The organism is Allokutzneria multivorans (genome assembly GCF_039537405.1).
GTDB classification, from domain to species: Bacteria; Actinomycetota; Actinomycetes; order Mycobacteriales; family Pseudonocardiaceae; genus Allokutzneria; species Allokutzneria multivorans.
Genome location: NZ_BAABAL010000018.1, coordinates 757,738 through 782,090 on the forward strand (window position 1 = coordinate 757,738; position 24,353 = coordinate 782,090).

Consider the following 24,353-nt stretch of genomic DNA (forward strand, 5'->3'; position numbering starts at 1 on the left):
ACACGAGGCGGCAGCTCCCACCCGATGCGAGAGCGCTCTCATCGTGACCGCGCGCCAATCCCCTGTCAACGTCCGAAGGTCGTTCAGAGACCCGCCCTCCGGCGCTCGTCGGCCGTCAGCGGAGGTTCGGTGAGCGCCGGGGCGATCGGCCCGCGCAGCACGTCGAGCAGCACGCCCGGAGCCATCAGCGAACTCATCGGCTTCGCCAGCATGAAGGCCCCGACCATCGCGTCGTAGACCCGCGTCCGGCTGACCGCCGTCCTGCTCATCCGGTCGACGAAGGCGCGGCGCGCGAGGTCGCGGCGGGTAGGGCTGGCTCCTCGAACGCCCGGGAAGTGCACGTCCTGCCCGGCAGCCATGTCCCAAGCCCCGACGCCGATCCCGCAGATCACGCGCTGCGCTCGACGCGTCGACCCACCGGCGGCGAGCACCGAGCGCAGCACGTGCGCGCCGTGCGCGGCGACGGACATCCCGTGCCCGTACACCGGATTGAACGCGGCGACCGAATCTCCCAGTGCCACAAAGCCTTCCGGCAGCTCCAGCTCGTCGTAGCGGTGACGCTGGTTCGCCGTGGAGCGGCTGGTGTAGATCTCCGTGAGCGGCTCGGCGTGTTCGATCAGATCACCCAGGATCGGGTGGCGCGGCCCGGAGCGCACGAAATCGGTGTAACCGTCCACTGTGGTCGGTGGCTCGCCGCCTCGGGTCCCGGAGACGGTGACGATCCAGCGCCCGCCCTCGATCGGCTGCACCGCTCCGCCCCTGCCCGGTCCGGGTCCTCGCGAGTCGGCCTGCATGGTGATCACCGGGAAGTCGCGTCGCGCGGCAGCCGGGGCTTGGAAGATCCTTGTGGCGTAAGCAAGGCCCGAGTCGATCACTTCGGTCCGAACTGCGCCTGCGCCCAGCTCGGCGAGCCACTTCGGCGCGCGCGTACCCCGTCCGGCCGCGTCGACGACGAGGTCCGCCTCGATGACGCCGTCCGGCCCGCGCACTCCGCGAACCCGCTTCGCGTCGCCGATCAGCTCGGTGACCGGGCTTTCGTCCCGCACCTGCACGCGCGGGTCCTTCGCCACGATGTCGCGTGCGACCCAGTCGATCAGCGGGCGCGAGGCTCCGACCAGGAACTGCGCGCCGGTGCGCCTCGGCATCCATCCCGCCGTCGTCATCGCGACGAGGTCGCCCGGGGCGTTGAGATCGTGCGCGCCCTCCGCGTAGACGCGCGCCAGGAAACCCGGGATCAACGCGTCGATCACCCGCGCTCCGCCGGAGAGGAGCAGGTGCGCGTGCTTGGCCTGCGGCACGCACTTGCGCAGCTCGGCGCCTGCGGGAAGCGCATCTCGTTCCAGGACAATGATTTCGTCGAAGCGGCTGTTGAGGGCCGCCGCCACGAGAGTGCCTGCCAGTCCGCCACCGATCACTACCGCACGCGTGCTCATCGCGCCGATCGTGCCGGACTTCCACGCGATTCGACTGCGCCCCGGCCGATCAGCTCAGTGCTTCCACCACTTCGTGGGTGGTGAGCCTGCGCTCGCTGACGTAGTAGAGCATCGCGCCCGCCGCCAGGTGTGAAGCCCAGCTCGGGTTGACCACGAGCGCTCCGTCCGCGTCCCTGACCGCCAGCACGAGCGCGCCGTGCTTGCGCCCCAACGCGGTCTGGCAGTGCTCGACCGACACCGCGCCCAGCGAGTCGGGCAGGCGCACGGAGTAGGTGTTCGCGCCGCCGTGGGTCATCAGGTCCGCGTAGACCTCCGCGATGCCCGGCGAGGTCAGCTCCTCGGTGATCATGCGCGGCGTGTGCCACGGCACGCAGTGGATCTCCGCGTCCACGTAGTGCAGCAGCGTCGCGCGCTCCATGTCCCGCAAGGCGACCACGACGTGCGCTTCGGTGTTCAGGTGATCGACTCCAACCGCTATCGACAGGGCTTCGTTGTCGTCACGGGCGTCGACGAGCACGGCCGCCGCGCGGTGCACACCGGCCCTGCGCAGCACGTCCTCCTCGGTCAGCTCGCCGCGCACGAAGTCGATGTCCTGCGCGGGCATCGGGTGTGTTGCGACCTCGTCCCAAGCGCACAGCACGATGCGGTGCGAGCCTTCGGCTTCGGCGAGGAGCTGCGCGATGATGCGCTCGGTCCGGCCGGGTTCGTAGCCGAGGACGACGATGTGCCCGGAGGCGGTGACGGTGTTCGTGCCCTGCATGCGGCGTCCCCTCGATCGCTCCAGCACCGATGTGAGCTTGGTGAAGACCGTTGTCAGCGCGGCGATCCCGCCGACGATGACGTAGGCGCCGACCACGTGGCCGAACCCGGTCTTCGGGTAGAGGTCGCCGTAGCCGACCGTGGCCGCCGTGACCACGAAGTACCACCAGTACTGCGCGGGTTGGACCAGCTCGCTGCCGGGCTCGGCGAGCGTCATCAGCGGCCAGCTGGTCGTGAAGACGAACGCGATCACCACGACGGGCGTCAGCCAGCTGCTGAGCACGGCGAAGCGCGTGAGGAGTCTGGTCAGGAACAGCGGCACGCGCACAAGCTAAGAGCGCGCCGGGATGATCGCCAGCGGAAACGGCTCAGGTGAGCCGCTTCGTCATCAGGATGTTCACCTCGCCGTAGCCGAGTTTCGCGTAGAGCGAGCGCGCGGCCACGTTGTGTCCGTGCACGTTGAGCTTGATCGCGTCCACGCAGAGCGCGCGGGCTTCGGCCTCGGCGGCTCGCATGATCGCTTCGCCGTGGCCCTTTCCGCGTGCTCCCTCGTCGACGTGGATGTCGTAGACGTAGGCGAAGCGGCCGGTGCGCTCGTCGCGTTCGGCGATCCAGAGCGTGCCGACGACGGAGTCTCCGTCGCGGGCGGTGAAGTGGTGGTGTCCCGGTGTGGTGCGGCCTTGCGGGAGGAGTTCCGCGTACTCGGCTTCGGCGAGTTCCTGGGCGCGCTCGGCTCCCCAGTTCCCGGCTTCGACGTTGATCGCGGCGTAGTTCTCGATCGAGCGGCGGCGGTACGGCTCGTACTCCGCCTCGGTCATCGGGTGGAGCCGGACCCCGCTCTGCTCTCCGGACATGCTGTCCAGCCTACAAAACGGGGCCCGGCGCCGACTCACTTCCGGGCGAGGGTGGCGATCTCGGCCGGGCTGAGGGCCCGGTCGAAGACGCGGACGTCGTCGACGGCTCCCTTGAGGTGGTCGACCTGGTTGCCGCCGTACTGGCCCCGGCCGATCACGGTGTTACCGGTGGACTTCGCGACCATGCACGCGTTCTGCTCGGCGGCCTTGGCCCCGTCCACGTACAGCGACAGCGTGCCCGCCTTGGCGTCGCGGACCCCGGTGAGGTGGTACCACTTCCCCACCTCCGGCTTGGTCGGCGACAGCGCGCGCAGGCCGACGAAGCTCATCGCCCAGCGCTGTTCCTGGCCGGAGTACTGGAGGAAGAAGGCGCTGTCGCGTCCGGTGTCCTGGCTGACGACGGTCTGGAACGCGCCCCCGGCCTCGTCGAGCTTGACCCACGCCGACACCGAGTAGCTGCTGGAGGTGTCGACCTGGGTGGTGCCCGTGTCGGCATGGCCGTTGCCCGCGAAGGACACGGCGCCGCCGGTCACCCCGCCCGTCCAGGTCGCGTTGGTCAGCGCCGCGTGCGCCTTGCCGACCGCGTCGGTGGCCGTGGTGCCGCCGCCCTCGTCGAACTTGTAGGCGTGCACCCCGTTGAGCCCCGGAGTGCCCGGCCCGGGTTCGGGTTGCCCGCCCCCGCTGCCGTCCGCGCCCCGGATGACCTCCTCGTTGACCGCGCGCACCTGGCCGAAGTCCATCTTCTTCACCTGTCTGTCGTAGGTGAAGAAGCCGTTGACCTCGTGCTCCACATCGGTGATCTGGGTGTAGATCGCCCCGCTGATGGCGCAGCCGCGCGCGGCCGCCAGCACGTCCTTCTGGTTCTGCACGTAGCGCTTGGTGAGGGTGTCCTTGTCCTTCACCATCTCGTAGGCGTGGCCTTCGCCGAACCACATGTGGCCCTCGACCTCCAGGCCGTAGCCGCCGTGCTCGCCGTCGATGGCGGCGCGGGTGGCGTCCGGCATGGGCTTGGCGGGCCCGGGGTAGGCGTGCCAGTCGAGCACCTGGCCCTTGCCGGAGTCGCCGAGCGAGTCGCAGCAGTTGACCCCGCTGTGCGCGTTCACCGGACGGCTCGGGTCCTGTGCGCGGACGGCGTCGGCGATGCGGCCGGTGGCCTGCCGGTCCCATTCGCCCCAGCCCTCGTTGAACGGGATCCAGCCGATGACGGAGGTCCAGTTCTTCTTCTGCCGCACCAGTTCCTGGAGTTCGCGCTCGAACTGCTGCTGCGCGTCGGCGGGAGGACGGCCGCCGGTCTTCATCGACGGCATGTCCTGCCAGACGAGCAGGCCGAGCTTGTCGGCGTGGTGGTACCAGCGGTCCGGCTCGGTCTTGATGTGCTTGCGCACGGTGTTGAACCCGAGGACCTTGTGCTGTTCGAGGTCGAAGCGCAGCGCGGCGTCGGTGGGCGCGGTGTAGATGCCGTCCGGCCAGTAGCCCTGGTCGAGCGTGGACATCTGGAAGAGGATCTTCCCGTTGAGGGTCAGCCTGAGCTTGCCGTCCTTGCCGCGCGTGCTGCCGATCTCGCGCATTCCGAAGTAGGAGGAAAAGCGGTCGACGGGCCGATTTCGGTCCTTGACCACGACATCCAGGTCGTAGAGGAACGGTGTGTCAGGCGTCCAGAGCTTCGTTTGCGGTACTGGCAAGCTCATCGGCTGGTCGGCCCGGCCCTCGGTCCTGCTGACCACCCGGCGACCGTCGCGCACCACGGCTTCCACGGTGTGACCTGCGGCGGAGCCTCCGGTGTCGACCGTGAGCTTGAGGCTGCCGGTCCGCAGGTCCGGCACCATCTCCAGCGTTTCCGCGCGGGCGGGAGCGACGGGCTCCATCCAGACGGTCTGCCAGATCCCGGAGGCACCCTCGTAGAAGATGCCCCGGTCCGGGACGAGGCGCTGTTTGCCGACCGGCTGCCAGGTCGCGTCGGCCCGGTCTTCGACCCCGACGATCAGTTCCTGCGGCCCGGACGCGGTCAGCGCCGAGGTGACGTCGGCGGAGAACGCGCCGTAGCCGCCTTGGTGCGTGGCCACCTGCTTGCCGTTGACCCACACCACGGCCTTGTAGTCGACCGCGCCGAAGTTCAGCTTCAGCCGGTTCTCCCCGATCTTCCAGTTCCGGGGAACGGTGAAGGTGCGGCGGTAGAACATGTTGTCCTCGTGCCGCTGGATGCCGGAGAGCGCCGACTCCGTGGGGTAGGGCACCAGGATGCGCTCGGCGAGCGGCTTGCCGACCGGCGGCGCCTGCCCCGGCGCGGCGCCCGCGAACTCCCAGAGGCCGTTGAGGTTCTGCCAGTCCTTGCGGACGAGCTGGGGTCGCGGGTACTCGGGGAGGGCGTTGTCCGGTCCCACCTGGTGGGTCCACGGGGTGACCATGCGGGGCTTGGCCGGTGACCACTGCGGCGCAGCGGCCGTCGCCGCGGAGGTGGTCATCAGCAGGGCAGAGGCTAACGCGGCCGCGGTGGTCAGGAACCGCGGAACCGCTCTTCGGGATGACAGCACTGTCGAACACCCTTCTCAGGAGGACCAACAGGCGGATGCAGGCGGCTGGGGCATCGACCGGAGCCCATTCCACAGTCGTGGACGAACAGGTGTCAACGCCTTCGATCAGCTTTCATCAACTTTGAACACCCACACCGCCGATCGGCCCAATGGCGAGCGGTTCGGTGTTGTTTCCTGTTCGACTGTGCCGGTCAGTCCTCGTAGGTGATCACCGGGTGTCTCGGGTCCCGCGAGCAGGCGAAGACGTAGAGGGCGCCGAGGCTGCCGAACTTCCAGCCGACCGGGTTGACCGTTTTCGGCTGGTGGGAGCACGTGCCGTGCGGGAACTCGTAGGTGTCCAGCCCGATCAGCGGCCGCCGCACCTCGGAGCACTGGGGGCAGCGCAGCAGGTGGTGCGGTTCCCCGCCGTACCAGGTGGTCCACCCGCCGACCTTGCACCCTTGCGCGAAGGTGGCCGAGAGCGGGTGTTCGTCGATCCGGCACGGGTCGAGCACGCAGGGCTTGGCGTGGAAGTGGTCGTCGTCGTAGAGCGGGCGCGGCGGTGGCTCCGCCGTCACGTCGGTGACGTCCTTGGAGGCCCGCCAGATGACCTGCGCGCCCGGCCCGTCCAGGGTCCCGCCCGGGCAGACGAGCACCTGGAGCAGGTCGGTGCCCCTGGGGAAGGGCAGGCTCGGGAAGTCCTTGCGGTAGAGCTGGAGCTCGCTGTAGGCCGGACTCGGCCACGGCTCATCGGCTGGCCACAGCAGGGGTCCGCCGATGTGGCTCTGTCCCGTTCCCGGTCGCCCGGGGGACGGGTGCAGGCGCATGGCGGGCAGTGCGACGGAGACGAGGTCCGCGTTGGTCGGCTGGTTCGTGGGCTGCACAGTCCGAAAAATACGAACGGATCGAGTTTGCCACGTAGGCAATCCTTCACCCGTAAGCAGCAACTTCGCCGCGACTTGTTCGTCCACAGTGGACGTCTCCCGCCCCGTCAACACGGATGTTGCGCATCGGCTTCTGATCAGGATCGACCCAACGCGGCGGGATGAAGGTCGGGATGCCGCGTTGGAAGGTGATCTTCCAGCCTTCGTCGTGCATCACGTGATGGTGATGCGAACACAACGACACCAGGTTGTCGATCTTCGTGTCGCCGCCATGAAGCCAGTGCACTACGTGATGAGCTTCCGTCCACGCCGGAGGCCGATCACAACCAGGGAAGGCGCATCCTTTGTCTCGCACCGCCAACGCTTTGCGCATGGCTGGGGTCGCGGTGCGATGGTTGCGTCCGACGTCGAGTGGTCTGCCTTCTCCGCCGAGGAGGACCGGGAGGATGTTGGCATCGCAAGCGATCTGCCGCACGAGGCGCGCGGTGATGGGGTCGCCCCAGGCGGTGTAGCCGGTGCCGAGGCTGGCCATCAGATCGGCGTAGGAGATCGTGACGATCACCTGCGGTCGTTCGCCCCCGTTGGTCGGCAACACCTTCGTCGCCAACGCCAAATCGATCACCTCCGCGAAAGCATCCGCATACCGCTGCTCCGTCGTACGGTCATCGCCAGGACGTTTCTTGGCCAGGGCATGCATCAGGGCCTGGATCTTCTGCCCCGTCAGCGTGTCGAAGCTGCCGATCAGGTGCAGATGGCCGTGTTCGTTGGTGCCCATCTTCACCGACCGCTGCGCCACACCTTCCTTCTCATCCCGATAAGTGCCTTCGGGGTCGCAGTGGGCCCGGGTCACCTTCGCCGCATACATCAACTGCCGGGGGTTGAGGCGGGGCGCGTGACGACACAGCTCCCTCTCCACCGCCTCCGCCTTCTTCACAGGCACCTTCGCCACCGTATCGGCGATGATCTGCGCATGCCGGGCACTGATCACCCCCGCATGCAACTTCTCCCTCACCCTCTCCAACGACGGCAGTTGCTTCACCAACCGACTACGCCGACTCGCATCCTCCGGCGCGATCTTCAACGCGGCACGCAACAACACCGCCAGATCCTTACACCCTTCCCGCGCAGGCAACCCCTGAGACTCCGCCTCAGCAGCGACCTCGATCGCCGAAGCAGTCACCAGGTTCAGGATCGTCTCGTGCTTCCGTAGGTGGTCCAGCAGTGCATCACCGGTCAACCGATACGCATCCCGCTGCCCCAGATGCACCTTCAAGGACTCGATCATTGCGTTGGTATCAAACAACTTTCTCCCCCTCACCCCTCCTCTCTATTGTCTCAAATTCGAAGATCGAGATCCTGTCCCCATAGAGTGAATCACGTTGAGCCACAACAGTTTCCGCCCGTCGACTCCGTCGACATCACCCCACAAACAGCCACCCACAACGAAACCGCCAGGCGCCCGCGAAACGGTCGGCTTTACCTGGGGAGCGCGTGCCATACGCTTGCTGGCGTGGGCCGGTGATCCTTCACCGTGCCCGCCCGGCCCATGACGGCACGCGCAAGGGGCCCCAGGTCAAGCCGACCCCCGCGCAGGAACCCCCGCGCTCCACGCACCCAACTCAACCTGGAAGCGCAGCCGCACCCCGCCGGAAAGAGCTAAAAGCTCCAGCCGTTCCCCAGCTGGAAGCCCAGCCGTCCCCGCCCCGGAAGCCCAGCCGTTCCCATCCTGGAACCCCAGCCGTACCCGACCTGGAAGCCCAGCGGTACCCGACCCGGAAACGCAGCCGCACCCCGCTGGAAGCCCAGCCGTCCCCCGACCAGGAAACCCAGCCGTCCCCAACAGGAAGCCAAGCCGCACCCGGCTGGAAAGAGCTAAAAGACACCAACGCCAGGGTTCGCAGCGGTTAACGATGATCAACAGGCAGGTTCGCTGGTCTTGAAGACACCCCAACCCCGGCGGCCCCTCCCGCCCCCGCTCACCCCGGATGCGTTGGGGTGAAACCAGCCTGCTCCACCGCCGAAGCCGGATACGGCGTCAACCGGCTCTCGGTGAACAACCCCCAGTAGAACTCGTTCATGACCGCCACGACCGGCGCGTTGCGCATGACGATCTCCGCAGCGGCCGGGGGTAGCTCAGCGGGCAGCTCCCCCTCAGCGCAGCGGCGGATGTAGGCGTTGCGCGAAGCGGGCTCAAGACCGGTGTAGGAGGACACGAGCCAGTTCACCAGGCGCATCGTCACGTACACCTCGTCATGGCTGGCGTTCAACCGGAGAAAGGCCTCCTCCTCAGCCGACAGCTCGAAACGCGTTGACGTGGCCAGGCCGAGGTCGGCGAAGTACACCGAATGCCCGTCGGTCAACATGTTCCCGAAGTGCGCGTCGAAGTGGTAGAGCCCGCGCGAGTTCATGAACGCCGCCGTGGAGCGCAGCTGGGACTCCACAACCGCAGGGTCCTGCTTCGAAAGCCACGTGGCGAAGTCACCGGGAAGGTACTCCTGGAACAGCACGACGCTCACCGAAGCACGCGCCTTGGCCTCGATCCGGGAACGCACAGCGGAAGAGCCGTGCCAGAACTCCACGGTCTCGTCCACAGCGTCCACAGCGGACGGCGTAGCCGACAAAGGCAACAGCCGCCAGTGGTACATCAGCGGAAAGTTCTCCCGCGAACCGCCGAGCACCCAGTTCGTCGTCATGGTGTTCGCGGCGACCTCGCGCCACACGTTGAAACCCGAAGACCCGACAGTGGAGTTCGGAGTCCCCACCCCGTACTGCAAATACGGCGGAATGCCGTCGAGATTCGCGGTGGACAGCACGTTCGAGCGCTCCGCATCGGTGACCGGAATGCGCTTCACGAAGACACGGACGCCCTCGACCTCCATCAGCGAAGCGGTGCCACCGATCCCCACGCTCAGCACCGAGGCCGCCTCCACCATCGAAGCCAGCCGAGAATCGCTGAGCAGGGTCAAAGCGGTGGACACTGAGCCGTAGTCGGCAATGCGCGCAGACAAGGTCACGCAGACGAAGCTACGCGAAGAACAACGATGAGGTAGCCGTCGCACCACGCGGCGTCGCCGGTCGCATCCGAGACGGCGGAACGGGAGCGCAACGCGGAGCGAACGAGCGCACTCGCCGAAAATCCCTGGTGCGAAGCGAAAAGCACCTTCCCAGAAGCATCCAGCAACGCCACGGTCCCGCGAATGTGCCGCGAAGCCCAGACGCAACACGCTTCCCGAGAGGCGGCCGAACTGAAATAGGCGGAAACGACGTCCTGAGCGGAACAAGGGCGAGCCAACGAGGACAGCAGCACTGCGGCGGCGAACGCGTCGCAGGCCTTTTCCTGGAACAGCAACGGGTTCGCGGCCTCGAACGTGCGCTCGCCGAGCGCGACATCGGTCTGCTGGAGGTGGTGGCCCAACTCGTGCAGCGCGGTGAACGCGCGTCGCCGGTGCGACAGCGAGCGGCCGATGAGCAGCGTCGGCGGGGTCAGCTCCGGGTGGTAGCTGCCGGACACCGCGCACCCGGACTCGCCGAGCTGTTCCTCGACGAGCCGCACGCGGATCTCCGGCCACGAGGCCAGCTCCACGATCGGATGGGGGCGCAGCCGCCGCGCGGCTCCGGGCCACCTGCGGTCGAGGACCGCGAGCATGGCCCGGACCTGCGCGGACACCAGCGATCGGGTCAGTAGTCCTCCCTCGGGGGTTCGGGGTCGGCCGGTCGGTTGAGGAACTGCCGCACCCGCCCGCGCCAGTCGGGTGCGGCTGTCCCGGTCTGCCTTCCGGCCAGCGCGAACGTGCCGTAGCTCGCCGTGAGCCGGGCAGTGGCCTCGTCGACGCCGTCGCGCCCGGCCACCTCGGTCCACGTCGTGCGCCAGCGCGGGTGCTCGACCTCGGAGACCAGCTCCGGGGGCAGCGCGAGCACCGCCTGCGTGACGTCCTCGGTGGACAGTCCGGTCTCCGCCGCCACCACCGCCGCGAGGTCGGAGGTGAGCGGCCGGGTACCGCTGAGCAGCTTCATCACCTCGTGCTGCGGCAGGCCGAGCGCGGTGCGCAGCAGGTCGATCTTCGGCCCCTTGCCCAGCAGCGCGGCCAGGGTGATCGGGGCGTCGCCGGGCTTGACCACGGGCAGCGCCGGGGCCAGCCGCAGCCGGTCGAGGGTGTCGTCCAGCTCCGCGCGCACGTCGGCGGCGGGCTCCAGCGCCGAGTCGATGGCGCGGCCTCGGCGGGTGCCGGGGGGCACCTCCTCGGCGGGCACCGGGACGGCCGTCGCCGCCCAGTGCACGATGTCCTGTCCCCACCGCTCCACGGGCTGGTCCAGCACGCGGATGGGGACGGGGCCGGTCAGCCCGGCCCACAGCGTCGCGGGCACTCCGGAACCGTTCCGGGACTCGTCCACGACCAGGCAGAGGTCGTCCTCCGCCGGTGGGTCGAGGGTGACCGGGGCGCCGATGACGTCCCGGCCCTCCACGCTCAGGATGAGGACGAGGACGCGGTCCCCGTCCCATCTGGCCCGCCACAGCTGACCGGTCTCGATCTCGTTCCCGGCGTGTCCGCCGAAGGAGTTCGCCGGCCCTCCCGCCTGCTGGAGCAGGTCGAGAAAACGCTGCGGCAATCCCGGGTCACTCATGGTGCACTCCCGTCCTGGTCGGCCATTCGGGGTCTGGCATCCCTGACTGACGGCACAACTCGTCATTCGTCCGGTATCCGGTGTTCACCGTCCGTTCTTGCAGAGCCAGATCACCTCGCGGGCCACGGCGCTGGCGTCGCCGCTGTCGCCGATGAGCTGGGCGAGCTTCTCCTTGAGCCGCTTCGCCCGCTGGTAGGCCTGGCTTCGGCCGATTCCCAGCAGCGCCTGGATCGCCCTGGGGTTGTCCAGGTAGGGCACGATCTTGCGCTCCCTCGGCGCGAGCATGCCCACGATCTCGGCGGCCACGACCGCGGCCTCCAGCTCCTGCTCGGCCGCGACGACCTGCTCCTCCGGGGTCAGCTCGTCGCCGAGGTCGACCGGGGTTCCGGCGTCCTCGTCCAGCGAGATCACCACCGGGTCGAGCACGACCGGGAAGCGCGCCAGGAAGACCACGACGAGCTGGCCCAGTTCCAGGCTGCCCCCCGCCGCGGCGAGCACCGCCTTGGCAACGGCGGCGATCGAGGCGGAGTCGGCGACCGGGGCCCTGCGGGTCTCGCTGGACCACTTGGGGATCTTCACGTTCGGCACCCCGCGCGCGGCCTCGACCAGGTGCTCGAACTTCCCTCCCCACGGAGCGCCACCGCTGCCCGCCAGCCGCCACCTGCCCGCTCCCGGCTCGGTCGCGGGCACCTGTTCGAAGTCGGAGGTGGTGGAGAGGACCTTCTCCAGTGCGCGGCGCAGCGCGCCGACCGCCGTCGTGCGCGCGCGGTCGACCAGCCACCGCCGGATGGAGGTCCGCAGCAGCTTGCCGAGCGAGTCCTCGTCGGTGGCCAGCGCCAGCAGGTTGGCGGTGACGGGCTTGATCCGGTCGACCAGGAACTCACCGAGCAGGTCCTCCAGCTCGGCGGGCTGCCAGCCCTGCTCCGGGGTGAGCGCCGGAAACCTCCGCACCTCCTCGCTGAGCAACCGGAGGGTCAGCGCGAGGCACAGCGGCCCGAACCGGCGGTGTTCGCGTATCTCGTCGTAGGCGGACATGACGCCCCCCTCTCCCTCTCTCCACATCGAACATACGCGCGAAGTGACGGTGAGGAACTGCTCTTTTACGTTGAGTTATCCGACCGATGTCGGATCGTTTGCGATCACTGCAACCACCGGGTGAACCACCCGCGACTCCGCCGCAGCACGTCGAGCTGGTGCGCTCGTTCGGCGATGCTGTGCGGCTCCCTTGGATAGATCACGTACTCATGTTCGACACCGTGCGCCAGCAGTGCTCGGTGGAAGTACTCCCCTTGCGCCAGTGGGACATTCGGGTCGACCTCGCCGTGCAGGATGAGCACCGGGGTGGTCACTTTCGACGCGTGCGAGACCGGGCTCAGCGCGTCGTGCCGGTGCGGGCCAACGCCTTCCCAGCCGGTGCTGCCGCCCAGCGTGCCGTCGTACTCGGCCATCTCACCGGCGCCGATCATCTGGCCCCAGTCGCTGATGCCCGCGAGCATCACGCCCGCGCGGAAGCGGTCGGTCTGCCCGACCGCCCACGCCGTCATGAAGCCGCCCTGACTGCCGCCTCCGATGCCGAGCCGCTCTGGGTCGGCGACGCCTTCGGCCACCAGCAGGTCGATCCCGGTGACGATGTCGGTCCAGTCGTCGATCCCGACCGCGCCCGCGACGCTGGCGGCGAACTCGTGCCCGTGCCCGGAGCCACCGCGCGGGTTGGGCATGAACACCGCGAAGCCGGCGGCCGCGAGCCATTGTCCGGTCGGGACCCAGTGCACGGTCAGCTCGTCGGCCTGGCGGTAGTACGGGCCGCCGTGCACGATCGTGACCAGCGGGAACGGCCCGTCGGCACGGGTCTTGCCCGGCGGGAGGACGAGCAGGCCGTCCAGGGCGAGCCCGTCGGATGCCTTGTACGCCAAGCGCTCCTGGCGTCCCCAGGTGATCCCCGCCAGCTCGGGACGCATGTCGGTGAGGCGCGCGTACGGCCCGGCCTGCGGTCCCGCGTGGACCTCGATCGGCTGGTAGCTCGTGCTCATCACCGCCGCGACGACCTCGCCGGAGGAGCTGGTCGTCAGCGAGTTCGCGAATCCGTCCACAGTGGACACTTCGGTGAACTCGCCGCCGGAGAGCCGGTACAGCGCGGTGTCCAGCCCGTCCGCGAACAGCGCGAGCAGTCCGCCGGTGGCGGGCGCGGCGAGGGACTGCGGGCACACCGGCATCCCCGCGCTGAGGTTGCGCATCTCGCCGGAGAGGTCCAAGGAGATGACGGCCTCGCCGCCGACGAGGGTGGGCGGCGTGGTGGCGAGCAGCGCGATCCGCCACTCGTCCCCGGAGCGCCACCAGGTCAGCGCCGACGGCGAGGCCGGGGTGCCGCCCAGCTCTCGCGCCTCGCCGGTCTCAAGATCGAACAGGTGCACCCGGGTGTCGCGGAACGCGGAGGAGACCTCGGGATCGACCTGGGTCAGCAGGGCGAGCGCTCCGCCGTCGTGGCGCTGCGCCAGGTGGGTCACGTGCCGGTCCGGCAGGCCGACCGGAGTGCTGACCTCCTTGTCCGCCAAGGAGAGCAGTCGGAGCCGGGCGTTGCGGACGCGCTCTCCGTACACGCGGGCGTCGTCGCGCTCGCGTTCGCGTCGCTCGTCCTCCTCGGTCGGCTCGTCCACCGCCGTCAACGCGACCGTCGCGGAGTCCGCGAGCGGCAGGTGGTCGCTGATCCCGCTCTTCCACGTGGTCAGCGCCTCGGCCTCGCCGCCGTCGATCCGGATGCGGTGCAGCTGCCGCTTTCCCCACTCGGCGCGGTCGGAGAGGAAGTAGACGGTCCGCGAGTCCGCCGACCACTTGGGCGCGGTGTCGGCGGCGGTCCCGGCGGTCAGCCGGCGCGGCGGCGCGCTGCCGTCGGCCGCCACCACCCACAACGCGCTGACCGGGTGCTCCCCCGCCTTGCTCAGCGGGTGCGCGGGGTAGACCACCCAACGACCGTCCGGCGAGATCACCGGGTTCCTCGGCACCTTGCCGTCGACGATCAGGTCAGCTGTCAGTTCGGGCACTACAAGCTCTCCTTCGGAAGGGCGCGCGGTTTGAGGGTCACTCCGGGCAGCGCGGGCGCGGGCAGTCGCTGGACCACGCCCGTGTAGCCGTCGACGCTGCCAAACTGCTCGGACTCTCCCTGCCACGCTTCACGAAATGCGACGATCTCCTCGTGCGTACGGCCGACGAAGTTCCACCACATGAGGATCTGCTCCTGGAACGGCTCTCCGCCGATCAGCAGCAGACGCGCGGGCTCCGCGCCGTGGTTCACCAGCTCGCACTGTGACGAACCCGTTGGCAAATAAGCAAGGTCATTCAGGTTCAGCTCAGTTCCCGCGACCGAGACGCGGCCGGAGTCCAGCAGAACTCCGTGCTCGAAGTCCGGGTCGACCGGTAGCTCCACGCGGGCGCGCGCGTCCAGGACGATCTCCGCGCCGACGAGAGGCGTGAACGTGGTGACCGGTGACGTGCTCCCCGCAAGGCTGCCCAGGAAGACGCGCAGCGACGCGCTCTCGTACCGCACTGGCTCCGCGATGTAGCTGACGAAGTCGCGCGCGGTGTGGCGATGCGCTTCCGGTAGCGCGACCCACAGTTGGACACCGTGCAGCGGCACCGCCGTGGAGGCTGTGGAGACCTCGGAGTGGCAGATGCCGTCGCCGCTGGTCATCAGGTTCAGCTGGCCGGGGCGGATCAGCGCGTGGCTGCCGAGGCTGTCACGGTGCTCGATCTCGCCGCTGAACAGCCAGCTCACCGTCTGGAGCCCGGTGTGCGGGTGCGGCGCGACGTCCATGCTGACCTCGCCGGGGCCGTAGTGGTCGACGAAGCACCACGCGCCGATCAGCGACCTGTGGCGCTGCGGCAACGTGCGGCGCACTGTCATCGCGCGCGGTCCGCCGAGCGGGACGTCCCGCGCTGTCAGGATCTCCACCTGGTCATTCCTCTCCGGAGAACCGGCCCCACGCGGTCTGCCGCGTGACACCGAGCGCCTCGCCGATGCGGCCCCAAGCCACGCCGCGCTCGCGCAGCCTCGTCACCCAGATCCGCAGTGCGGCGTCGACCTGCTTCTCCACGGCGGCCACGCGCGGCAGCGCCTCCAGCATCTCCTCGTCGGTCATCTGCGTCGAGTCGGGCCACTCAACCGGCGCCTCCGCCGAGCTGGCGATGATCTCCACGCACATGCCCACGCAGCCGTCGCAGATGAACACCCCCGGCCCGGCGACGACCTTGTTGACCTCGGTGTGGTGCTTGGCGCAGAACGAACAACGGGTTTCCACAGTGACCTCCTCGCGTGTCAGGTCCAGCCTGACACGTCAGGGCTGCCCTGACAAGCTCCCCGTGATCTCAACCGAACGATGGATGCGGACCCCAGCGCTCGCACGATGTCCGCGCACCGGTCCGCGCACGACGCTGATCGACATGAAGAAGGACGTCGTGGTCTCGGTCAGGGACCTCCGCAAGGCGTACGGCAGGAAGGTCGCCGTGGACGGAATCTCGTTCGATGTGGTGCGCGGTGAGGTCTTTGGTGTGCTCGGCCCGAACGGCGCTGGGAAGAGCACAACCGTCGAGTGCGCGGCTGGTCTGCGCGAGCCCGACAGCGGCACCGTGCGCGTGCTCGGGCGCAATCCCGCTACCGATCCGTCTGTGCGACACCGGGTCGGTGTGCAGCTCCAGCACGCCGTACTGCCGAGCCGCATGAAGGTGCGCGAAGCGATGCAGATGTTCGCGTCCGCCTATCCCCGGCACGCGGACACCGAGACGCTGCTGGCCGATTGGGGGCTGGCCAAGCACCACGGCACCGCGTTCGCCGCGCTCTCCGGCGGGCAGAAGCAGCGGTTGTTCATCGCGTTGGCGTTGCTCGGCGAGCCGGAGGTGGTCGTGCTGGACGAGCTGACCACGGGGCTCGATCCGGCCGCGCGGCGAGAAACGTGGTCCTTGGTAAGGACATTGCAAGCGCGAGGCGTGTCCGTGCTGCTCGTGACGCACGCGATGGACGAGGCCGAGCAGCTGTGCGATCGGCTCGTCGTGATCGCGGGCGGTCGCGTGGTCGCCGCGGGCACCCCTGCGGAGCTGCGCGGCGCTCACCCCAACATGGAGTCCGCCTACCTGTCACTGACTGAGGAGGCCGCGTGAGGATGCGTCCTCTGTTCGTGCTTACGCGCGTGGAGTGCGCGTTGTTCCTCCGCGAGCCCGCAGCCGTGTTCTTCACTATCGCGATGCCGTTGGCGCTGCTGTCCCTCAACGGCGCCACGGGCAACCGTCAGTACATCGACGCGATCATCGCCGGGTACCTCGTGTACGTACTGACGACCTCTGGGGTCATGGGCTTGGCCGAGACGCTCGCGGACTACCGGGACAAGGGAATTCTGCGCCGCATGCGCGTGAGCCCGTTGCGCCCGTGGCAGATCCTGGGCTCGCACGCGCTGATGAACTTGCTTATAAGTGTGCTAGGCGCGGCGCTGTTGATCGCAGTCGCTTCGACGTTCTTCGGATTGTCACGGCCTGCGTCGATTCCCTTGGTACTACTGGTGTCGGCGGCGGCCGCGTGCTGCATTCTGGCGCTCGGGTTCCTGCTGGGCTCCGTGCTCCCCACCGTGCGCATGACGCAGGCTGTGGCGGCTGCGCTGTACTTTCCGTCGATCTTTGTATCCGGCGTGTTGCTACCGCGCGAGGCGCTGCCGGAGTTCGCGCGGCAGATCGGCGACGTCATACCGGTCACCTACGCTGTGAACGGGATCAGGGCAGCGTGGGCGCACGGAGTGCTCGACGGCACCGCGCTCGTCGTGCTGCTGGGAACCGCAGTGATCGGTACGGTCATCGCGCTGCGCACGTTCAGGTGGGAGTCACGGTAGGTGGAAGAGCGCCTGTGGGAACGGGTCGGCGTCCTGCACGCCCTGCTCGTCGCGATGATGGTCGTGGCGGCCGTGATCACGCTGTCCGACACACGCGTGTCCGGTTCGGACCAGGTGCTCGTGCTCGGCCTGTCCGCCGTGGCGTTGCTGTGGCACTGGCTGATGGTGGCGCGCCATCCGGAGTGGTGGACCCGCGTGCTGCCGATGACCGTGTACTGGACCGGCGCGACTGGTCTGGTGCTGGGCATGGTGTCGGTGCACCAGAGCTATTCCGTCGTGCTGTACGCCTTGTACCCCTTGATGTTCGTGACGCTGGACTGGTGGGGACTGCTGCCCGTCGCCGGCGTCACCGGCGCGGTCGCTTGGCTGCTCGCCGGGCCGTCCGCGCCGCGCGGAGTGCTGCTGAGCGTGCTCAGCTCCACGGCCGTCGCGTTGCTGATCGCGCTGTTCGTGAACGCGTTGCTGCGCCAGCACGAGAAGCTGCGAGACACCCGCGCTGAGCTCGCCGTCGCTTCGCGGCATGCCGGAGTCCTTGAAGAGCGCGAACGCCTCGCGCGCGAACTGCACGACACCGTGGCGCAGAGCTTCACCAGCATCGTCACGCACCTCGAAGCCGCCGACCAAGCGTTCGACGACCGCGCTGAGGACGCGCGCGAGCACGTCCTCACCGCGCGCAGCACGGCCCGCGAAGGGCTCGACGAGGTCCGTCGCTCCGTACAGGCACTGCGGCCGGATTTGTTGGAGGACCGTTCGTTGCCACAGGCGCTCGAACGCACACTCACGCGGTGGTCGGCGACATCCGGAGTGCGCGCGGAGCTACGGACGACCGGCTCCGTCACCGCGCTTCACCCCGAAACCGAGACCGCGCTCCTGCGGATCACCCAGGAGGCATTGACCAACGTGGCGCGGCACGCGGGCGCGAACCGAGTGATCGTGTCACTGTCCTACCTCGGAGACACAGTGACCTTGGACGTGGACGACGACGGCGCGGGCATCACTTCCGTGCGAGAGGGCGGATTCGGCTTGGTGGGCATGCGCGAACGCATCGAGGGCGTGGGCGGCGAGCTGACGATCGAGAGCGAGCCAGGACAGGGCACCACCATCGCCGCGTCGGTGCCGTCGTGATCCGGGTCGTGGTGGTGGACGACCACCCCGTAGTGCGCGACGGACTGCGCGGAATGCTTGCGGGACAAGCAGACTTCGACGTCGTCGGCGAGGCGGAGAACGGCAGGGTCGCACTGGACGTCGTGGCCCGCGAGGTGCCCGACGTGGTGCTGATGGACCTCCGCATGCCCGTGCTCGACGGGGTCAGCGCGATCGAACGGCTCCAGTCCACGCATCCGTCAGTGCAGGTGCTCGTGCTGACCACCTACGACGCGGACACCGAGATCGTGCGCGCGGTCGAGGCCGGGGCCACGGGCTGCCTGCTCAAGGACGCGCCGCGCGAAGTGCTGTTCCGCGCTGTGCGTGCCGCCGCGCGCGGGGAGTCCGTGCTCGCACCTGAGCTGACCGCGAAGCTGTTCGGCCGGTTGCGCGCACCGAAGCAGGAGTCGCTGACCGAGCGCGAGATCGAGGTCCTGGCCCTCGTGGCGAAGGGCAACACCAACCGCGCGATCGGCCGCGAACTCTCGATCTCCGAGGCGACGGTGAAGACGCACCTGGTGCACGCGTTCACCAAGCTCGGTGTGGACGACCGCACCGCCGCCGTCACCGTCGCACTCGAACGAGGCCTGCTCCGCTTGAACAAACCCCGCCGCTAGGCGGCTTCCAGGACGAAGAAGAGGAAGCAGAGGAACGCCTTGCGGTTCTTGAAGTCTTCGGGGAACAGCTCGTAGGCCTCGGGGGCCGGGTGCGGTTCACTGATGACCGACGTCCGGAAACCGGCCGCGGTGAAGGCGTCGGTCATGGCGTGCAGCGGGCGGTGCCAGCACGTCAGCATGGCCTTCTGCCCGTCGAAGACGTACTCGTCGACCCACTTCTCGACCTCGAAGTAGTTGCCGTCGGGGCGGACGAACTTGTAGACGGTCGGGTGGTTCACGGCCAGGATCAGCCGCCCACCGGGCTTGAGCACCCGACGCAGCTCGGCCAGCGGCGCGTCCCAGTCCTCGAAGTAGTGCAGCACCAGCGCCGCGACGACGTCGTCGAACTCGCCGTCGGCGTACGGCAGCGGCTCGGTCAGGTCAGCGACCCGCAGGTCGACGTCGTCGCCGAGGCGCTCGCGGGCCAGGCGCACCATCGTGGAGCTGAAGTCGAAGCCGGAGACCTCTGCGCCGCGCTCGCGCAGGGAGGCCATGATGGGGCCGGCGCCGCAGCCCGCGTCGAGGATCCGCCGTCCGGCCACCTCGCCCGCGAGGTTCAGGATCGCGGGCCGCGCGTAGTAGTTGTTGATGAGGCTGCGCTCGTTCTCCCTCGCGTAAGCCTCGCCGAAGGAGTCGTAGTCGTTCTCGACCGCGTTCTCGACAGCGTCTTCAACAACTGTGGAGTGATCAGGCATGCACTCCACCATGGCACAGCGGAGGTGTCGCGTGCCGGAGCTTCAGATGCGGCTGAACCGGACAAGACCGGACAGGGTGCCTGTAAGGCATTGACACCCATGGGGCTCCTTGGTGAAGTCCAGTCACCTTTGGACAACGTTGTCATCAAGGAGGTGCGCTTGCATGTGGGCTTCCCGTAGGCGGGGCGTGGCCGGGGCGGCGGCGGGCATGCTGCTCGCCGGGCTGCTGTCAGCGACCGCGCACGCCGCTCCGCCGGTCGACGGGGTGGAGCTGGTCAACCCCTTCATCGGCACGCAGAACTTCGGCAACACCTTCCCGGGCGCGAGCGCGCCGTTCGGCATGGTGCAGGTCAGCCCGGACACGGGCGGCCAAGGCGGCTACGACTACCAGCAGGACTCGATCTACGGCTTCAGCCAGACGCACCTGTCCGGCGTGGGCTGCGGCGTCATGGGCGAGCTGCCGATGATGCCCACCACCGGCGCGGTGAACACGGTCGACCACAACGCCTACAAGTCGAAGTACTCGCACTCCGACGAGGAGTCCACGCCGGGCTACTACCGCGTGGGGCTGGCGAAGTACGGCGTGAACGCGGAGCTGACCGCGACGCCGCGCACCGGCTGGCAGCGCTACACGTTCCCCGCGACGGGCGAGGCGAACGTCCTGTTCAACACGGGCAAGGCGAACCAGAACGTCTACGACTCCGAGATCCACATCGTCGGCGACCGCACCATCGAGGGCCGTGTGCTCGCGGGCGGTTTCTGCGCGGGGCGCGACAAGCACACCGTGCACTTCACCGCGACCTTCGACCGGCCGTTCACCGCGCACGGCACGTGGCGCGGCTCGACGATCACGCCGGGCAGTCGCGACGCGGCGGGCAGCGGTGGCAACGGCGGCTGGGTGAGCTTCGACGCGAAGACCGACCGCGACGTCGTGGTGAAGGTCGGCCTGTCCTACACGGGCCTTGAAGGCGCGCGGAAGAACCTCACTGCGGAGACCGCCGACTCATACGACTTCGACGCCACGCGCGCGAAACTGCGCCAGGCGTGGGTGGAGAAGCTCGGCGCCATCAAGGTCACCGGTGGCACCACGGAGCGACAGCGCGCGTTCTACACCTCGCTTTACCACGCGCAGATGCACCCGAACGTCGCCGGTGACGTGGACGGCCGCTACATCGGCTTCGACAACAAGGTGCACACGGCGTCGGGCTACACGCCGTACCAGAACTTCTCGTTGTGGGACACCTATAGGCCGCAGAACCAGCTGTTGCAGGTGATCGAGCCACAGGTGGCGCGCGACGTCGCGTTGTCCGTCATCGCGATCGGTCGCGACGGTGGCTGGCTGCCGCGCTGGGCGCTCGCAGGCAGCGAAACCAACATCATGACCGGTGACCCCGTGGTGCCGTTCTTGGTGGAAGCGTGGTCGAAGGGACTGCTCGCCGGTCACGAGGCCGAGGCGTACGCGTTGATGAAGACCAACGCCACGAGCACTCCCCCAGCCGACTCGCCGTACAACGGGCGTTCGGGCGTGGAGTACTACAAGAAGCGCGGTTACATCCCGTCCGGCCTCAAGCTCGGAACGGACTGCGCGCACAAGGGCGGCGACAACGACTGCAAGCACCCTGCTTCGGCGACGATGGAGTACGCGGCGGCCGACGCGTCGCTCGCGCTGATGGCGGAGAAGCTCGGTCACCGAGCAGACGCGCGCATGTTCGCCGAGCGCGGCCAGTGGTACCGCAACCTGTGGGACTCCTCGATCGGCCAGTTCCGCCCGCGCACTGTGGACGGCACCTGGATGACGCCGTACAACCCCGTCGACGCGGGACACCAGTTCCACGAGGGCGGCGCGCACCAGTACCAGTGGCTCGTCCCGCAGGACCCCGCCGGGCTCGTCGAGCTCATGGGTGGGCGCAAGGCGACGGAAAAGCGACTCGACGGCTTCTTCGCCTACGACAAGCTGTTGGCGGACCCGTCGGGCACCGTGCGCAAGGACTGGATCACGCAGCCCTACGACTACTACGGCAAGCCGACCTACAACCCGAACAACGAGCCCGACCTGCATGCGCCGTACATGTACCTGTGGGCGGGCGCTCCGGCGAAGACCGCGACGGTCGTGCGCGCGGCGATGACGTTGTTCACCACGGGCCCGGACGGCATGACCGGCAACGACGACCTCGGCACCATGTCGGCGTGGTACGTGTTCTCCTCGCTCGGCCTGTACCCGACGATGAACGGTGCGACGTTCCTCGCGGTGTCCAGCCCGCAGTTCGAGTCCGCGACCGTCCGAATCGGACAGTTCGGCGGCTCGCAGGGCGGAACGCTGTCGATCACCGCGCCGAGGGCGAGCGACGCGAAGCGCTACATCCGCAGTGTTTCGCTGAACGGCCGCGACGTCCGGCAGACCTGGGTCGACTGGAGCAAGATCGCGCGCGGCGGCACCCTCGCGCACACGCTCGACACCGTGCCGTCCCAGTGGGGCACCACTCCCGGCGCCGAGCCTCCTTCGGTGAACCGTGCACAACGCGATTCCCGTTGGCACCTCGACGCTTCACTGCGCGACTCCGCTATCGCCGCTCCTCTTGGTTCGACGGAGCTGACGGTCAACGTCGACGTGCTCGGCCAGTCCCCCGGCGTGCTGCCCGTCCTCGTGCAGCCGACCGTGCCCGCCGGGTGGCAGGTCGCGCACCAGCCACCGCTGATCCTGAGATCCTTCACGTTGCCCCGCCAGGAAACCGTGCCGCTCAAGCTGCGGATTCCGGCAGGCACCAAGGAGGGCTCATACCCCTTGCAGGTCAAGGTTTCCGCGCCCGGCACTCCACCGGTCACCCGCACGGTCTCCGTCGAACTGCGACCAGCACCAACGTGCGTTTCCGGTTTTTCCGGCGCTTGCGCGGTCGATCTGACCCGCGACCTCAACCACGACGGCACGGCCACCGTCGCGCAGTCGTCGCAGGGTGACTTCGACGGCAGCGGCTGGAGCTACGACGCGGCGCTGTTGCCTGCTCGCGGGACGATCGTCTGGGGTGGTGTCACCTATGCGACGCCGGACCCGAACGGGACCTCGCCGAACTTCGTCGAGGCTCGGGGTCAGACGCTGCTGTTGCCCGCGGGGACTTACAAGAAGCTGAGCGTGGTTTCCGCGGCGCACAGCGGTCCGGCGTCTGGGGCGGTGACCGTGCACTTTGTTGATGGGACGAGCGCTGAGGTCGCGGTGACGGTGGGCGATTGGGCGGGGGCCACGCCTGCCGGGAGCGAAGTGGCTTTGGCCATGCCGCATCGGATCAAGGCCGGGAGTGGGGTGGACGGGCCGCCTGTGAAGTTGTTCTCGGCTTCTTTTTCGTTGCCAGGGAAGGGGGTTCGGTCTGTTTCGTTGCCGAATGATCCTCGGGTGTCTGTTTATGCTGTGACGTTGGGGTGAGTTGAGTTCGGGAGGGCCGGTCCATTTTGGGCCGGTCCTTTCTTTTTTAGCTCTTTGGGTGCTGGGTGCGGTTGGGTTTTCAGGTCGGGTACGGCTGGGTTTTCAGGTCGGGTACGGTTGGGCTTCCAGCCTGCGCCGGTGCCAGCGTGGGGTCGGCTTGACCTGGGGGCCCCTTGCGCGTGCCCCTGGGCCTTACAGGGGCACGGGATAGAACACCCGGCCCTCGCGGAAGCGTATGGCACGCGCACCCCAGGTAAAGCCTCGGTTCTGTTGTGCGCCTTGCGTTCCAGCGTGGGGTGTTTCGGGTTCTTTGGCGCCTGGGAATTCATTCTTTAGAGCCATGATCCACTATCATTTGCGGGTATTATTAGGGGCATGACCCTCGACGACCTTCTTGTTGAGGTTGAGGCGAAACAGGCCGCTCTGTGTCATGCGAAAGCGGAACTCGCCACAGCCTTGATCACATTCCACACCGCCGCCGACGATCGCGACTATCGGTTCGTGCAGAATGAGATCGCCTGCGCCCTGCACATCTCCCGACATGGCGCGGATCGCATCCTGTCCAACGCCTCGGAGTTGACCGAGCGTCCCCGGGTGCTTGCGGCCCTGTCCGCCGGGTTGATCGATGAGAGCAAAGCCCTGCTCATCGTCGATCAGATCCGCATCCTGAAAGAACCCCAGACCTCCATCGCCGAGGCGAACCTGCTGGAGTACGCCCCCACCCGGACCTACACCTCGATCCGGCGGCGTGCTCAGACGTTGATCCACAAACTCGACCCGAAAGCGGCCGATCTCCGTCATGAGGAGAAGCGCAAGCGCAGGTTGGTGGAGAAGATCAACCTCGACGACGGGATGGCCGAGCTGCGTCACACGATGACCGCGCATGACACGGCGATGGCCTTCGATCACATCGACCGGATCGCGAAATCCCTGCCCAAGGACGACCGGACCCTGGATCAGAAGCGGGCGGATGTCGCGCGGGATCTGTTGCTAGGCCTGGACACTCCGGCGCCGCAGGGCCAGACCATGGTCTACCTGACGATGCCGATCACCGCACTCCTGGGCCTCACCGATGACCCCGGCATGCTCGCGGGATACGGACCGATCCCCACGAACGTCGCCCAAGACATCGCCAAGGGCGGCATCTGGAAACGCATCCTCACCGACCCCGCCACCGGCATGGCAGAAGAGGTCAGCGACACCTACCGGCCGTCGCCGAAACAGCGAGAACTCATCAACGCCCGCTACCCCAGGTGCACCGCGATCGGATGCCAGCAGCCGTCACACCGCTGCGACCTCGACCACTGCTGCCCGTTCGACGGCACCAACACCACGATCAAGAACCTGCGACCGAAATGCAGGCATCACCACACCATGAAGACCCACTCCAACTGGCGGTGCGAAAACCGGGAAGACGGCACCCACACCTGGACCACACCGGCCAAGCGCACCTACGACACCGAACTGGAGCCGATCGCCGAACCGGCACCCTTCTGACGCTTGCGCTCAAGTCG

The 24,353-nt window shown here is 68.2% G+C and carries 20 protein-coding genes; 6 read left to right on the forward strand and 14 right to left on the reverse strand.

The genetic code is table 11. The annotated features are described in order from the left end of the window. Window positions 1-83 precede the first annotated feature (83 nt). From ABD798_RS27570 to ABD798_RS27630, 13 genes are all read right to left on the reverse strand, one after another. Window positions 84-1,433, reverse strand: coding sequence for an NAD(P)/FAD-dependent oxidoreductase (locus tag ABD798_RS27570; RefSeq protein WP_344880760.1), 1,350 nt, complete (start codon window positions 1,431-1,433; stop codon window positions 84-86). Between the two features lie 49 nt (window positions 1,434-1,482). Next, window positions 1,483-2,514 carry an NAD-binding protein gene (locus ABD798_RS27575; protein WP_344880763.1) on the reverse strand — a complete coding sequence of 344 codons (1,032 nt, stop codon included), beginning with the start codon at window positions 2,512-2,514 and terminating at the stop codon, window positions 1,483-1,485. 46 nt (window positions 2,515-2,560) lie between these two features. Beyond that, window positions 2,561-3,046 carry a GNAT family N-acetyltransferase gene (locus tag ABD798_RS27580; protein WP_344880765.1) on the reverse strand — a complete coding sequence of 162 codons (486 nt, stop codon included), beginning with the start codon at window positions 3,044-3,046 and terminating at the stop codon, window positions 2,561-2,563. A 35-nt stretch (window positions 3,047-3,081) separates the two neighbouring features. Continuing rightward, on the reverse strand, window positions 3,082-5,508 hold the full coding sequence (locus ABD798_RS27585; protein ID WP_344880767.1) for a LamG-like jellyroll fold domain-containing protein: 2,427 nt from the start codon (window positions 5,506-5,508) through the stop codon (window positions 3,082-3,084). 260 nt (window positions 5,509-5,768) lie between these two features. Continuing rightward, window positions 5,769-6,440 carry a hypothetical protein gene (locus tag ABD798_RS27590; protein WP_344880770.1) on the reverse strand — a complete coding sequence of 224 codons (672 nt, stop codon included), beginning with the start codon at window positions 6,438-6,440 and terminating at the stop codon, window positions 5,769-5,771. A 46-nt stretch (window positions 6,441-6,486) separates the two neighbouring features. Continuing rightward, entirely contained in the window at window positions 6,487-7,725 is a 1,239-nt protein-coding gene (locus tag ABD798_RS27595) for an HNH endonuclease signature motif containing protein (RefSeq protein ID WP_344880773.1), read from the reverse strand. 691 nt (window positions 7,726-8,416) lie between these two features. Next, complete coding sequence (locus ABD798_RS27600; RefSeq protein ID WP_344880776.1) at window positions 8,417-9,454, reverse strand: BUD32 family EKC/KEOPS complex subunit; 1,038 nt, start codon at window positions 9,452-9,454, stop codon at window positions 8,417-8,419. Beyond that, window positions 9,451-10,107: an ImmA/IrrE family metallo-endopeptidase gene (locus tag ABD798_RS27605; RefSeq protein WP_344880779.1), complete on the reverse strand. Its 657-nt coding sequence runs from the start codon at window positions 10,105-10,107 to the stop codon at window positions 9,451-9,453. The genes ABD798_RS27600 and ABD798_RS27605 overlap by 4 nt, the downstream gene beginning before the upstream one ends. 11 nt (window positions 10,108-10,118) lie before the next feature. Beyond that, on the reverse strand, window positions 10,119-11,063 hold the full coding sequence (locus ABD798_RS27610) for a hypothetical protein (protein ID WP_344880783.1): 945 nt from the start codon (window positions 11,061-11,063) through the stop codon (window positions 10,119-10,121). A gap of 84 nt (window positions 11,064-11,147) precedes the next feature. Beyond that, window positions 11,148-12,098: a hypothetical protein gene (locus tag ABD798_RS27615; RefSeq protein WP_344880786.1), complete on the reverse strand. Its 951-nt coding sequence runs from the start codon at window positions 12,096-12,098 to the stop codon at window positions 11,148-11,150. Window positions 12,099-12,202: 104 nt separating this feature from the next. Beyond that, a complete protein-coding gene (locus ABD798_RS27620; RefSeq protein ID WP_344880789.1) occupies window positions 12,203-14,101 on the reverse strand; it encodes a S9 family peptidase in 1,899 nt (632 codons plus the stop codon). Beyond that, entirely contained in the window at window positions 14,101-14,961 is an 861-nt protein-coding gene (locus tag ABD798_RS27625; RefSeq protein ID WP_425549277.1) for a pirin family protein, read from the reverse strand. The genes ABD798_RS27620 and ABD798_RS27625 overlap by 1 nt, the downstream gene beginning before the upstream one ends. A gap of 52 nt (window positions 14,962-15,013) precedes the next feature. Further along, a complete protein-coding gene (locus ABD798_RS27630; protein WP_344880795.1) occupies window positions 15,014-15,355 on the reverse strand; it encodes a ClpX C4-type zinc finger protein in 342 nt (113 codons plus the stop codon). Window positions 15,356-15,497: 142 nt separating this feature from the next. Here ABD798_RS27630 and ABD798_RS27635 point away from each other — a divergent pair, with 142 nt between their 5' ends. From ABD798_RS27635 to ABD798_RS27650, 4 genes are read left to right on the forward strand one after another with little or no spacing between them, the layout of a single operon-like run. Continuing rightward, complete coding sequence (locus tag ABD798_RS27635) at window positions 15,498-16,211, forward strand: ABC transporter ATP-binding protein (RefSeq protein ID WP_344880798.1); 714 nt, start codon at window positions 15,498-15,500, stop codon at window positions 16,209-16,211. A 2-nt stretch (window positions 16,212-16,213) separates the two neighbouring features. Continuing rightward, window positions 16,214-16,930 (forward strand): ABC transporter permease, encoded by a 717-nt coding sequence (locus tag ABD798_RS27640; RefSeq protein WP_344881009.1) that lies wholly within the window; start codon window positions 16,214-16,216, stop codon window positions 16,928-16,930. Continuing rightward, window positions 16,931-18,055, forward strand: coding sequence for a sensor histidine kinase (locus ABD798_RS27645; protein WP_344880802.1), 1,125 nt, complete (start codon window positions 16,931-16,933; stop codon window positions 18,053-18,055). It begins immediately after the preceding gene. Continuing rightward, on the forward strand, window positions 18,052-18,690 hold the full coding sequence (locus tag ABD798_RS27650; protein WP_344880805.1) for a response regulator: 639 nt from the start codon (window positions 18,052-18,054) through the stop codon (window positions 18,688-18,690). The genes ABD798_RS27645 and ABD798_RS27650 overlap by 4 nt, the downstream gene beginning before the upstream one ends. Here ABD798_RS27650 and ABD798_RS27655 read toward each other — a convergent pair. Continuing rightward, window positions 18,687-19,424, reverse strand: coding sequence for a class I SAM-dependent methyltransferase (locus ABD798_RS27655; RefSeq protein WP_344880808.1), 738 nt, complete (start codon window positions 19,422-19,424; stop codon window positions 18,687-18,689). The genes ABD798_RS27650 and ABD798_RS27655 overlap by 4 nt on opposite strands. Window positions 19,425-19,587: 163 nt before the next feature. On the opposite strand from ABD798_RS27655, the gene ABD798_RS27660 reads away from it, so the two are divergent. Both ABD798_RS27660 and ABD798_RS27665 read left to right on the forward strand, forming a co-directional pair. Then, window positions 19,588-22,839, forward strand: a complete 3,252-nt coding sequence (locus tag ABD798_RS27660) for a GH92 family glycosyl hydrolase (protein WP_344880811.1) — start codon at window positions 19,588-19,590, stop codon at window positions 22,837-22,839. Window positions 22,840-23,214: 375 nt separating this feature from the next. Next, complete coding sequence (locus tag ABD798_RS27665) at window positions 23,215-24,336, forward strand: HNH endonuclease signature motif containing protein (RefSeq protein WP_344880814.1); 1,122 nt, start codon at window positions 23,215-23,217, stop codon at window positions 24,334-24,336. The last annotated feature ends 17 nt before the right edge of the window (window positions 24,337-24,353 follow it).

Bases quoted from the DNA above. Each gene is read 5' to 3' on its own strand.
- ABD798_RS27570 (WP_344880760.1), bottom strand. From the start codon at position 1,433: ATGAGCACGCGTGCGGTAGTGATCGGTGGCGGACTGGCAGGCACTCTC.
- ABD798_RS27580 (WP_344880765.1), bottom strand. From the start codon at position 3,046: ATGTCCGGAGAGCAGAGCGGGGTCCGGCTCCACCCGATGACCGAGGCG.
- ABD798_RS27585 (WP_344880767.1), bottom strand. From the start codon at position 5,508: ATGACCACCTCCGCGGCGACGGCCGCTGCGCCGCAGTGGTCACCGGCC.
- ABD798_RS27595 (WP_344880773.1), bottom strand. From the start codon at position 7,725: ATGATCGAGTCCTTGAAGGTGCATCTGGGGCAGCGGGATGCGTATCGG.
- ABD798_RS27610 (WP_344880783.1), bottom strand. From the start codon at position 11,063: ATGAGTGACCCGGGATTGCCGCAGCGTTTTCTCGACCTGCTCCAGCAG.
- ABD798_RS27615 (WP_344880786.1), bottom strand. From the start codon at position 12,098: ATGTCCGCCTACGACGAGATACGCGAACACCGCCGGTTCGGGCCGCTG.
- ABD798_RS27625 (WP_425549277.1), bottom strand. From the start codon at position 14,961: ATGACAGTGCGCCGCACGTTGCCGCAGCGCCACAGGTCGCTGATCGGC.
- ABD798_RS27635 (WP_344880798.1), top strand. From the start codon at position 15,498: ATGAAGAAGGACGTCGTGGTCTCGGTCAGGGACCTCCGCAAGGCGTAC.
- ABD798_RS27640 (WP_344881009.1), top strand. From the start codon at position 16,214: ATGCGTCCTCTGTTCGTGCTTACGCGCGTGGAGTGCGCGTTGTTCCTC.
- ABD798_RS27655 (WP_344880808.1), bottom strand. From the start codon at position 19,424: ATGCCTGATCACTCCACAGTTGTTGAAGACGCTGTCGAGAACGCGGTC.
- ABD798_RS27660 (WP_344880811.1), top strand. From the start codon at position 19,588: ATGTGGGCTTCCCGTAGGCGGGGCGTGGCCGGGGCGGCGGCGGGCATG.
- ABD798_RS27665 (WP_344880814.1), top strand. From the start codon at position 23,215: ATGACCCTCGACGACCTTCTTGTTGAGGTTGAGGCGAAACAGGCCGCT.